The organism is Halobacillus sp. ABD4_316 (assembly GCF_056161385.1).
In genome coordinates this window covers 1,102,318-1,114,049 of record NZ_JBSWZA010000002.1, presented here as the reverse complement: position 1 = coordinate 1,114,049, position 11,732 = coordinate 1,102,318, and the positions used below count along the sequence as shown (strand labels likewise).

Annotated in this window: 11 protein-coding genes, 1 rRNA gene, 1 riboswitch and 1 other annotated feature; of the genes, 3 read left to right on the top strand and 9 right to left on the bottom strand. The window is 47.0% G+C overall.

What is annotated here, in order from left to right; genetic code table 11:
• The 4 genes from ACXAJH_RS12480 to leuS all read right to left on the bottom strand — a co-directional run.
• Window positions 1-191: ribosomal RNA gene (locus tag ACXAJH_RS12480) — 16S ribosomal RNA — on the bottom strand; the annotation flags it as partial.
• Window positions 192-562: 371 nt separating this feature from the next.
• Window positions 563-895 carry a rhodanese-like domain-containing protein gene (locus ACXAJH_RS12475; RefSeq protein WP_474969251.1) on the bottom strand — a complete coding sequence of 111 codons (333 nt, stop codon included), beginning with the start codon at window positions 893-895 and terminating at the stop codon, window positions 563-565.
• A 22-nt stretch (window positions 896-917) separates the two neighbouring features.
• A complete protein-coding gene (locus ACXAJH_RS12470; RefSeq protein ID WP_474969252.1) occupies window positions 918-1,229 on the bottom strand; it encodes a rhodanese-like domain-containing protein in 312 nt (103 codons plus the stop codon).
• 139 nt (window positions 1,230-1,368) lie between these two features.
• The gene (gene leuS, locus ACXAJH_RS12465; RefSeq protein ID WP_474994110.1) at window positions 1,369-3,783 is read right to left on the bottom strand and encodes a leucine--tRNA ligase; all 2,415 of its coding nucleotides are present in this window, start codon (window positions 3,781-3,783) and stop codon (window positions 1,369-1,371) included.
• Window positions 3,784-3,836: 53 nt separating this feature from the next.
• Window positions 3,837-4,055 (bottom strand) — a binding site (T-box leader).
• 16 nt (window positions 4,056-4,071) lie between these two features.
• On the opposite strand from leuS, the gene mnmM reads away from it, so the two are divergent.
• Window positions 4,072-4,737, top strand: a complete 666-nt coding sequence (mnmM, locus tag ACXAJH_RS12460) for a tRNA 5-(aminomethyl)-2-thiouridylate-methyltransferase MnmM (RefSeq protein WP_474971123.1) — start codon at window positions 4,072-4,074, stop codon at window positions 4,735-4,737.
• 16 nt (window positions 4,738-4,753) lie between these two features.
• Here the strand turns inward: mnmM and ACXAJH_RS12455 are convergent, their stop codons facing one another.
• Window positions 4,754-5,827, bottom strand: a complete 1,074-nt coding sequence (locus tag ACXAJH_RS12455; protein ID WP_474994108.1) for a tetraprenyl-beta-curcumene synthase family protein — start codon at window positions 5,825-5,827, stop codon at window positions 4,754-4,756.
• A 12-nt stretch (window positions 5,828-5,839) separates the two neighbouring features.
• Window positions 5,840-6,622: a lysophospholipase gene (locus tag ACXAJH_RS12450; protein WP_474969256.1), complete on the bottom strand. Its 783-nt coding sequence runs from the start codon at window positions 6,620-6,622 to the stop codon at window positions 5,840-5,842.
• Window positions 6,623-6,681: 59 nt separating this feature from the next.
• Between ACXAJH_RS12450 and ACXAJH_RS12445 the strand changes: the two genes are divergently transcribed.
• Complete coding sequence (locus tag ACXAJH_RS12445) at window positions 6,682-7,194, top strand: gamma carbonic anhydrase (RefSeq protein WP_474969257.1); 513 nt, start codon at window positions 6,682-6,684, stop codon at window positions 7,192-7,194.
• A 144-nt stretch (window positions 7,195-7,338) separates the two neighbouring features.
• Here the strand turns inward: ACXAJH_RS12445 and metK are convergent, their stop codons facing one another.
• Window positions 7,339-8,535, bottom strand: a complete 1,197-nt coding sequence (gene metK / locus ACXAJH_RS12440; protein WP_474969258.1) for a methionine adenosyltransferase — start codon at window positions 8,533-8,535, stop codon at window positions 7,339-7,341.
• Between the two features lie 228 nt (window positions 8,536-8,763).
• Window positions 8,764-8,870: riboswitch (SAM riboswitch) on the bottom strand.
• Window positions 8,871-9,120: 250 nt separating this feature from the next.
• On the opposite strand from metK, the gene pckA reads away from it, so the two are divergent.
• Entirely contained in the window at window positions 9,121-10,713 is a 1,593-nt protein-coding gene (gene pckA / locus ACXAJH_RS12435) for a phosphoenolpyruvate carboxykinase (ATP) (protein WP_281658393.1), read from the top strand.
• A gap of 44 nt (window positions 10,714-10,757) precedes the next feature.
• Here pckA and ytkD read toward each other — a convergent pair whose 3' ends face one another.
• Both ytkD and ACXAJH_RS12425 read right to left on the bottom strand, forming a co-directional pair.
• Window positions 10,758-11,222, bottom strand: coding sequence for an RNA deprotection pyrophosphohydrolase (gene ytkD, locus ACXAJH_RS12430; protein ID WP_027956479.1), 465 nt, complete (start codon window positions 11,220-11,222; stop codon window positions 10,758-10,760).
• A 178-nt stretch (window positions 11,223-11,400) separates the two neighbouring features.
• Entirely contained in the window at window positions 11,401-11,712 is a 312-nt protein-coding gene (locus ACXAJH_RS12425; RefSeq protein ID WP_474969260.1) for a hydrolase, read from the bottom strand.
• Between the last annotated feature and the right edge of the window lie 20 nt (window positions 11,713-11,732).

The following is an 11,732-nucleotide window of genomic DNA, read 5'->3' as shown; positions in this document are numbered from 1 at the left end:
ACCCGGCATTAGCCCCGGTTTCCCGGGGTTATTCCGATCTTACAGGCAGGTTGCCCACGTGTTACTCACCCGTCCGCCGCTCGTTCCACGAGCTTCACCCCGAAGGGATCCACTCGCTTTCCGCGCTCGACTTGCATGTATTAGGCACGCCGCCAGCGTTCGTCCTGAGCCAGGATCAAACTCTCCATAAAAGTAGTTTGACTTGCTCATCTGCACACCGAATGTGCTTCTTTCAAATTTCTTCATTAAAGAAGAAACGTTTTGACGTACTGGTTGGTTCGTTCAGTTTTCAAAGATCAAATACTGCCCATCCGACAGTAATCAAATTCTAGCATAACTACTCTTATTTCGTCAATAGCATTTACTAGATTTTGTTGATTTTTTTACGTTGCTGCTGGTTTCTCTGAAGCAACGTTTACTATATTACATGTTATACACCGTTACGTCAATAGAATGATAGATATCTTTATCAACTTTTTATATTCAACTATTATCATGGTTTTCCTGTATGGATATGATCCCGACAGTTAAAAAAATGAGTCTCTTCTAGTGTCGAAGAGACTCATTCAGGCTGCAAGTAATAGACGGCCTTTCCTTTTTTCTTTCTGATCATACGTGCGGCCATCCGTGCGGCCCGTTTATTGTCGGAAATGACCAGGATATCTTTTGTGCAGTCAAATCGTTCCTTTAAAGCCCGGGACAAATAATTTAACGGAATGTTCTCAGCTCCAGGATAAGGGGAACGGTGGGCGATGATGTAATCCCTGATATCAATCACACAGACGTTATCCTCTGAATAAGACTGTTCGAAATAAGACTTCAGAGATGATCTCCGTTTATAGTAGAACAGGGTGGTCAGGAATATTATTATGGCCGATCCATATACGAATTCCATTGTTCTCACAACCCTTTCAGGATTAAAAGACGAGTTCTCCGTCCCATTTCAACATGCCGCCTTCCATATTCGATACATTGGAGAAGCCTTTTTCCTTCATAAATTCTGATGCGTTCATGCTTCTGCGGCCGGAGCGGCAGACCATCACATAGGATTCATCTTTTGGAAGCTGATCTACGGACTGCGGGATGTCGCTTAGTTTAATGTGTCTGGCCCCAGGAATCATACCTTGAGCCACTTCATCATCTTCCCTGACATCTATGACTTTAATATCTTCATTATTGTTCAGTTTGTTTTCGACTTCTTGTGGTGTTATTTCTTTAATTTGGTTCACGATAACCCCTCCAATTGTATTGATCCATGTTCATTTTAATCCATCATATTTCAAAGTCAAGACATCTGTTCAAGAGGTGGTTTCCTACATAAAAAGAGCGCCACAGGCATTTTACCCAGCGGCACTCTTTCTAAAACAATCAGTTGGCTACAATATTCACAAGTTTCCCAGGCACTGCAATGACTTTACGCACTGTTTTTCCGTTCAACCACTCCTGAACGTCCTCATTTTCCAGCGCCTGCTTTTCAAGATCCTCTTTGGAGGCCTCCGCAGGTACCATCATTTTCGCTCTTACTTTACCCATGACCTGAACGACAATCTCTACTTCATCTTCGACAAGTTTGGATTCATCGAAAGAAGGCCAGGGCTGATAAGTAATGGTTTCCTCATGTCCAAGCTTTTCCCATAGTTCTTCTGCAATGTGAGGAGCAACAGGGGAAAGCAGCTGGACGAATCCTTCAGCATAGGCTTTAGGAATCGTATCGGCCTTATAGGCTTCATTAATGAACACCATCATCTGTGAAATGCCTGTATTGAAACGCAGTTCCTCAAAGTTTTCCGTCACTTTTTTCACTGTCTCATGGTAGACCTTCTCTAAAGGATGGCCGGATTGTTCCGGTTGAATAGAACTTGTCAGCTCACCGTCCGGCATGAACAATCTCCATACACGATCAAGGAAACGACGGGCACCGTCAAGACCGTTTGTCGACCAGGCAATAGATGCTTCCAATGGTCCCATGAACATTTCATAAAGGCGCAGTGTATCCGCCCCGTGTGAATAGACGATATCATCAGGGTTCACAACGTTCCCTTTGGATTTACTCATTTTCTCGTTATTCTCTCCAAGAATCATCCCCTGGTTGAACAGTTTTTGGAACGGTTCTTTTGTTGGGACGACACCTGCATCATATAGAACCTTGTGCCAGAAACGAGCATAAAGAAGGTGAAGAACGGCATGTTCAGCCCCACCGATGTATACGTCGACAGGAAGCCACTTCTTCAAGGCTTCATAATCTGCAAATGTTTCTGAATTGGTGGGATCAATATAACGAAGGTAATACCAGCAGCTTCCTGCCCACTGCGGCATAGTATTTGTTTCTCTGCGGCCCTTCATCCCTGTTTCAGGATCCACAACGTTTACCCAGTCATCAATATTAGCCAGCGGGGATTCCCCGGTCCCCGACGGTTTGATTTCTGTTGTTTTCGGCAGTTCAATAGGAAGATCCGCTTCTTTTACCGGTGTGATGGATCCGTCTTCCCAGTGGATGACAGGGATCGGCTCACCCCAGTAACGCTGGCGGCTGAACAACCAGTCACGCAGGCGGTATGTCGTCTGCTTCTTACCACGGCCGTTTTCCTCAAGCCATTGAATGGCTTTTTGAATGGCTTCTTCTTTTTGAAGGCCATCAAGGAAGTCGGAATTGATGTGAGGTCCATCTTCTGTATAAGCCGCTTCCTCTACATTCCCGCCTTCAACAACGGGGATGATAGGCAGACCGAAAGCCTGGGCGAATTCATAATCCCGCTCATCATGAGCCGGTACCGCCATGATTGCTCCGCTTCCATAGCTCATAAGTACGTAGTCAGCCACCCATACCGGAAGTTTTTCACCATTGATCGGGTTGACGGCATAGGCTCCGGTAAATACTCCGGTTTTATCCTTCGCTAGATCTGTCCGCTCAAGGTCGCTCTTGTTTTTCGCTTTTTCAATATAAGCGGCTGCCGCTTCTTTTTGTTCCCCTGTCACGATTTCATCGACTAATGGGTGCTCAGGGGCAAGAACAGCGTAAGTAGCCCCGAACAATGTGTCCGGACGCGTTGTAAATACATCAAAGGTAAGCTCTGTACCGTCCAGGGCAAAGGTGACTTCCGCCCCTTCGGATTTACCGATCCAGTTGCGCTGCATATCTTTAATACTTTCCGGCCAGTCCAGCTCTTCCAGATCATCCAGAAGACGATCCGCATATGCCGTGATTTTGAGCATCCATTGTTTCATCGGCCGGCGCTCAACAGGGTGACCTCCGCGCTCACTCTTTCCATCAATGACTTCTTCATTGGCCAGAACCGTACCCAGCGCAGGGCACCAGTTTACAGCGACTTCATCGATATACGCGAGCCCTTTTTCATAAAGCTTCAGGAAGATCCACTGTGTCCACTTGTAGTAATCCGGGTCCGTCGTATTGACTTCACGGTCCCAGTCATAGGAAAAACCCAGCTCCTGGATTTGACGACGGAAGTTATCAATATTCTGCTTTGTGAATTCTTCCGGATCATTTCCTGTATCCAGTGCATACTGTTCTGCCGGAAGACCAAAGGCATCCCAGCCGATCGGATGAAGAACTTCATATCCCTGCATCCGCTTCATACGGGAAAGGATATCTGTTGCTGTGTAACCTTCCGGGTGTCCCACGTGCAGACCTGCTCCGGACGGATACGGGAACATATCCAATGCGTAAAATTTCTGTTTGTCTGATTGACTGTCTGTTTTGAACGTTTTTTCGTTCAACCAGTGATTCTGCCACTTTTTCTCTATCGTTTTATGATCAAAAGCCACTTCATTTCCTCCTTTATCTCTCTCGAAAAAAATATAAAAAAGCCCCTCATCCCAAATGGGACGAGAGGCTTGATTCCCGCGGTACCACCCAAATTAACACAACTTATGTGTTCAACTCGACATCTGTAACGGCGATGAAACCGGCAGAAACTACTTTACGTTCACTTCTGCGACATCCAAGGCGAGTTCAGGACAATTAAGGACAGCTTTCACCAGCCGCTGCCTCTCTGGTACTTAATCAGAACCTTACTACTCCTTTTCCACGTCATCATATATATTCGTATCTTAATGAAAGGGCAGACCTTTGTCAAGCGCTTCTCTGTTCACCCCTGCCATTCATGCTACAATAGAATGGAATCTATTGTTTGGAGGCACAGCATGATTTTAAATAAAATACTGGACCAGGCTCACGCTCTTATGAAAAAGGCCGTCCATGAAGGCGGCGCTGTCATTGACGGGACGTGCGGCAACGGTCACGACACCTTATTCTTATCCAACCTCGTCGGCAACGATGGTCACGTCTACGCTTTTGACATCCAGGAACAGGCCGTCGAAAACACCAGGGCACGTTTGAAAGAGCACGAAGTACTGGAAAGGGCCACGGTCATTCATGACTCTCATACCCACATTGAGGAGCACCTGCAGGAGGAGCATAAAGGCATGATCCAGGCGGCTATCTATAATCTAGGATACCTGCCTGGCAGTGATAAACGCATCATCACAAAACCGAATGACACCATTACATCCATCGAAAACGTTTTGAAATCGTTAAAGAAAGGCGGCCTTGTCGTCCTTGTTGTCTATCACGGACACCCGGGAGGAAAAGAGGAAAAGGAAGCCGTCCTCCGTTATGTCTCCTCACTGGATCATAAGGACTATGAAGTTCTTAACTACAGCTTCATTAACAAGGATCGGACCCCTCCCTTTATTATCGCCATCGAGAAAAACGTATAAAACAAGCCTGGCAGTTTTAACTTCTGCCAGGCTTTAATTTATGGTACATTTTCGTATTGAAATAAAAGAACGCCGTTTTCCGGCCGCTGATTTTCAGCATATCCTTCACAAAGCTTCTTCCATTGGACAACCGCCTGACTTTCCTGTCGGCCAGATACATCCCAACGAGGCCTTTGTGGATCATTTGATGAAAGGACCGGTCCGGAAGCTTCTGAACCTCTTCATCTGTCCTGCGCACAAAGTATTCAAATCTCCCTTTCATCTGTTCCTGATGGTCATAATAGGAACAGAAGTTGAGATCTCCTTCCCGTTCATCCTCTTCCTGATCAATATAATAGTCAAGAAGAATATGAAGCCCCTGCATAAACGGAAAATAACTGTCCTCCACATTACGGGCCAGGTCCTCATCCATTTTGTTCCCCAGCGCATAGGAAACGAGGCAGAATATGCCCAAGGTGGATCCGGTGCAGGCGGAAAATTCATACCATTTCAATTCCGGCCAGTCGGTCTGGTGATGTTCGAACCACTGCTGCAGTCTCGGAATCCTTTCCTCTTCGATCACGTGCTTATGTACTTGAAGGTCGCAGTACAAACGCCCAAGCTTCAGTGCCCGCTCATGGACAATCTGATAATTGTCAGCCTGACTCAGCACATCCTGGCAGGTTTTCACAAGCTCATGAAGGTACCCGCCGTCATCCTTCTCTTCCCTGTATTTATAATAGTCGCGGCACGGATTCCCAGGGGTTAATGCATCGGCCATCGACAAGTGGAGCCTTTCAAAATCATCAGGATCCATGGAGGTGCTCCGATCACATAAATTATCGAGATAATCACTGATCGTCTGATAAGCGACAATAAAGCGGACAGCAAGATCCGGGCGGTCACCGGAAAGCACGGAATAAACCGCCCCACCTTCGCAATGGAACGTTTTATCCTTGATACTGGCCTGGGCCTGCGTTCTTAATTCTTCATCAGGGATTCGGGAGGCAGCATCTTTCCAATAGGCTAGTTCTTTATGTACTCGCGGAAACACATTCCGATACACTTCGTAAAGCAGATGGACAGCATTGCTTGGAACGGACTCCTTCAAGGGTGGACACTCCTAACGTTCATTTATTATGTTGCTCAAAAAAGATCGTGTATGGTGATAGACCTGGTCATTTTCCGGTTCATTAAAAATCTCATGGTAAAGACCCGGCCACAGCTTATAACTTTTTTCACTGGTATCGACATGATTGAACCATTCTTTTGTGCGTGCCGGATCCACTAAAAGGTCTTCCTCTGCCTGCATCACTAAAAGAGGCACATCAGGAAAACGGCTGACTTGTTGAAACGCCCGGATTCCCGCCTTTTGAAACTCACGGTACCACCGCACCGATACTTTATCAATGACAAGCGGATCCTGACGGAATTCTTCAACCTTGATTTGGTTTCTAGTTACATTTTCGGGATTCTGTCCCGCTTTCATACGCAGCGAAGGGGTAAAAACATTCAATAGATAGGAAAAAGCCTCCAGCGGGCGGGCCGTTTTATTCCGGATCTGTACAGCAGGAGAAGATAAAATCACACCATCCAGCTGCGGCTGCTTTTCCTCCATAAAACGAATCACAGCCAACCCCCCCATGCTGTGGCCGAGAAGGAAAATTTTTTTATCCGGATCCGCCTGCTCATACCAGCTTTGAATGGTTTCAACGTAATCACCAAACGAACGGATATGACCTTTCTTCCCATCAGACAACCCCTGCCCCGGCAGGTCTCCATAAATCACCGAAAAACCGTCCTGACGGAAACGATCAGCAAGTTCCTTATACCTTCCCATATGCTCAAAAGCGCCATGGACGAGAATGATGGTTGCACGATCACGGGCCGATTCCAGTTTTTCCACAGCCGATCCCTCTTTTCATTTGATATACTGATGTTACTCATATTATAAGGGGGCTTCGTATGATTTGCGAATATAAAGGAAAACGACCTCTCATCCACCCATCAGCTTTTACAGCAGAAGATGCCGTCATTACCGGGGATGTTGTCATAGAAGAGAACGCAAGCATCTGGTTTAAGACGGTCATCCGCGGCGATGTCTCATCGGTACATATCGGTAAGAACACAAATGTCCAGGATCTGAGCATGCTGCACCAAAGCCCTGACCAGCCTCTCATACTGGAAGACGGCGTTACGGTCGGGCACCAGGTTACCCTGCATTCTGCACACATTAAACAGGACGCTTTGATCGGCATGGGATCCATGATTCTGGATGGCGCTGTCATAGGGGAGCGGGCCTTTATCGGAGCAGGAAGCCTTGTTCCGCCCGGAAAAGAAATCCCTCCGGATACACTGGCCTTCGGACGGCCGGCCAAGGTGATCCGTTCCTTAACAGAAGAGGATTACAAGGAAATGGACCGGATCCGGAAATCGTATGTCGCAAAAGGGCAGTACTATAAGAACCTTCGGGGCTGAAATGCTTTTCAGCTCGATGCCTGCATGATCAGAAGACATACAGAGGGAAGTGGATAGCCGTATCAAATCAATGCGTACTCTGCCGTTAGTGCAACTCGTGAAAATAAAAAAAGCTGTTTCCTCCAACAAGGAAACAGCTTTTTTTTATTGAAAACGACCGCTGAGCTCTTCCGCTTTATCCGTACGTTCCCATGGAAACTCAACATCTGTCCGTCCAAAATGGCCGTAGGCAGACGTATCACGGTAAATAGGTTTACGAAGATCGAGCATTTTAATGATTCCAGCAGGACGGAGGTCAAACAAGTCACGCACAGCGTCCACCAGCTTTTCTTCCGACACTTTGCCGGACCCGCTGGTATTGATGGAAATGGAAACCGGCTGGGCCACCCCGATTGCATAGGCGAGCTGGACTTCCACTGTATCCGCAAGACCTGCAGCTACGATGTTTTTCGCAACATAACGAGCCGCGTATGCAGCAGAACGGTCCACTTTGGTCGCATCCTTCCCACTGAAGGCACCACCACCGTGACGCGCATATCCACCGTACGTATCTACGATGATCTTACGTCCTGTTAAACCGGCGTCCCCTTGAGGACCTCCGATTACAAAACGCCCGGTCGGATTGATAAAGTATTTGGTTTCATCATCAATATAGCCTTCCGGTACAACGGGCCCGATCACCTGCTCTTTCAAATCCTTCTGGATCTGTTCGAGCGTGACTTCTTCAGCGTGCTGCGTCGAAATAACAATCGTATCCACGCGGACCGGCTGATCATTTTCATCATATTCAATCGTTACCTGCGTCTTGCCGTCAGGACGAAGGTAATCGAGTGTTCCGTCTTTGCGGACATCAGAAAGACGCTTGGAAAGTTTGTGGGCAAGAGAAATAGGCAGCGGCATCAATTCGGGCGTTTCATTGTTGGCAAAGCCGAACATCAGTCCCTGGTCACCGGCACCGATGGCTTCTATTTCATCATCGCTCATTTTCCCTTCACGGGATTCAAGCGCAACATCCACTCCCCCTGCGATATCCGGGGACTGCTCATCAATAGCCGTCAAAACGGCACATGTATCTGCATCAAAGCCGTATTTTGCTCGTGTATATCCAATATCTTTAATCGTCTGGCGCACGATCGATGGAATATCAACATAGGTATTCGTACTGATTTCACCGGAAACCAGGACAAGTCCCGTAGTTACTGTTGTCTCACATGCCACCCTTGCATTCGGGTCGTTTTTTAAAATTTCATCTAAAATAGCATCAGAAATAGCGTCACAGATTTTGTCCGGATGACCTTCTGTCACGGATTCTGATGTGAATAACCGGCGGTTCGCTGGCATTCTAAAAACTCCTCCTTCTGTAAGTACAAAGTATTAGACGGAACTCTTTACCAGTATGTGTAGAAAAACATAAGTTCATTTCATAGTGTCATCCTGGATCCGAAAACGTTTTCGTGCACGTTCTCAGTCAGAAATAATAAACAGGCGGCAAGGCCTGGTCATGGACATTTCCTTCTTATAAAAAGAAAAAACCCTTCCTATACCGAGGAAAGGGGCTGCTTCCTTTCGCTCTTATCGTCCAAGGAGCTGACTCCTTGCTTCAGGTTAGCACCATGTCCCTGCGGACGGTTGCTGGGTTTCAAAGGGCCTGTCCCTCCACCAACTCTGGATAAGAGAGTTTCCGTTCTCAGCTATCGTATCGAAAAGCGTGTTTAATGTCAATTGGATTCATCGGGTTTCGACGCACCCCTTCCATCCAGATTCAACCTGGATAAACGTTCTGTTCAAACCATCATAGGATAATAACAGCCATGAAATATGGCAGTGTTGAAAACTTTCCCACAATCCACTGAATAGTATGGACGATTAAAATAAATGTGTTATACTAATCTCACATTATTAAACTGCAAAGGCGGGACGATGCATATGAGTACAATAAACCAACTGTCAGAACTTAATCTTCTACTTTCCCAGGACCATGTCCACCACCAATTATCTGTTCCACATTTAGTGGAAAAGATTTTATACCGCAATGAAGGTACACTAACGGAAAAAGGGGCCGTTCAGGCTACGACAGGTACCTATACGGGACGCTCACCAAAGGACAAATTCATTGTCCGTGACGACGTAACCGAAGATAAAGTCGAATGGGGTGCTGTGAACCAGCCTATTGACGATGATACGTTTGTGAAATTATACCATAAAGTGCTCGATTATTTGAAAGACCGCAGGGAGTTATTCGTCTTCAAAGGTTTTGCAGGAGCGGATGAGCGCTACCGCCTTCCTATGCAGGTTCTTACAGAATTCGCCTGGCACAACTTATTCGCCCGCCAAATGTTCATCCGGCCGGAGGCATCCGAATTGGAGGAGCATGACACAGAGTTCACTGTCATATCTGCTCCAACCTTCAAAGCAGATCCTGACGTGGATGGTACGAATTCCGAAGCGTTCATCATGGTTTCGTTTAAACACCGCGTTGTCCTCATCGGAGGAACAGAATACGCAGGGGAAATCAAGAAGTCCATCTTCTCCGTCATGAACTACCTGCTTCCGGAAAAGAACGTCCTTCCGATGCACTGCTCGGCCAACATCGGCAAAGAAGGCGACGTTGCTCTGTTCTTCGGTCTGTCGGGCACAGGAAAAACGACTCTGTCCGCTGATCCTCAGCGCCGCCTGATCGGGGACGATGAGCACGCCTGGTCCCCCTACGGTGTCTTTAACATTGAAGGGGGATGCTATGCGAAGTGCATCAACCTGTCCAAAGAAAAAGAACCGCAGATCTATGATGCCATTCATTTCGGCTCGGTTTTGGAAAACGTCGTCCTTCAGCCGGATTCGCACGCGCCGGATTATGACGATACGAGCCTGACGGAAAATACACGGGCCGCCTACCCACTGGATCACATTGATAATACAGTCCAGCCAAGTATTGCCGGCCACCCAAATGCCATCATTTTCTTGACAGCTGATGCCACGGGAGTCCTCCCACCAATCAGCCGTTTAACAAAAGAACAGGCGATGTACCATTTTCTAAGCGGCTATACGAGTAAACTGGCTGGAACAGAGAGAGGGATTACCAAGCCGGAAGCGACTTTCTCCGCCTGCTTCGGCTCCCCTTTCCTTCCGCTTGCTCCATCAGCATATGCTGAAATGCTCGGAGAGAAAATAGACCAGTTCAATACGGACGTCTTCCTTGTCAATACAGGCTGGTCAGGGGGAGCCTACGGAGAAGGCGAGCGTATCAAACTGAGTTACACGCGTTCCATGATCCATGCCGCTCTGGAAGGTGAACTGAGTTCTGCCGAAACTTATAAAGACCCTGTGTTCGGCCTTCACATCCCGACCCACTGCCCGGGAGTACCGGACGAAGTCTTATTCCCGAGAAAAACGTGGAACAATCCTGCCGCTTATGATGAAAGTGCCAAAGAACTTGCTGAAAAGTTTCATGCCAACTTCAAAAAGTTCACGTATGCCAGTGATAAAATCAAACAGGCCGGCCCGACCCACCACACAAACTAAACAGAAAAAAATCCGCCGTTATCCAAACGGCGGATTTTTTCTGTTCAGCGGTGTTCCAGACGCTTTAAACATTCCGGCAGAACCTCATCCTTCATCATGAAGCTGAACCGGTCGTTATTTTTCAAGTTTCCCGGCAGATGCCGGAAAAGGACAGGACCATGCGTTTCAAAATAATGATCCTGATCAGCCAGCTCAGATATTGTAGCAAAATAGACATTCTTGATGACAGTTCCGCCTTTTCCATCGACATGATACTGCCCAAGATAAGTCAGATCATCAATATCGGCTCCTGTTTCTTCTTTCACTTCTCTTACTGCTGCCTGTTCCGCCGTCTCCCCTTCTTCTACTTTCCCACCAGGGAATTCGAGCCCTCTGTCTTTGTGCCGGGTTAACAGCCACTGATCACGAAAGCGGCAGATGATCCACACATGTTTCGGCTCTTCAGAAAAAGGGTGATCCTCGAAGGATAACCGGACAGGATTTTGATAAAAATCATAAAAAGTTTTCATGTCTCTTCAACTGCCTTTAATCCTTGTTATACGTTCGCTTTCCTGTTTAAATCGTACCATAAGCAGCCGCAAATACAAACCAGTCCCTCTCTACTTGTAGGATTTCCGGTCCGTACCGACACAAAATCCCCCGATTATGTACGAAAGAACCGCTTCAAAAGGGGAAGCGGCCCTTCTCTCAATTTTTCAATACGCCCATTTCCTCAATATGCTTCTTCGTCATTTCATCACCCAGATCATAGATCTGCTGGAAAGCCTTATGCATATCCTCATCGGTATCATCGTTATCCTGATCCTGATGGTAAGGCATAAATGGAATATGAGCCCTGTAAAAGGACCGGCCGTCTGCCTGGGCAATCTCATCAAACACTTCACGCAGAGCCGTCACTTCTTCAGGGGTGGCGTAGATAATAAAATCATCATTATTAGCATCATGATTTACTGAAATCTCCCGCGTACCGATGTTAATGTAATACTGATCTCGTTCCATCTTCACCCTCCTTTCCCTTA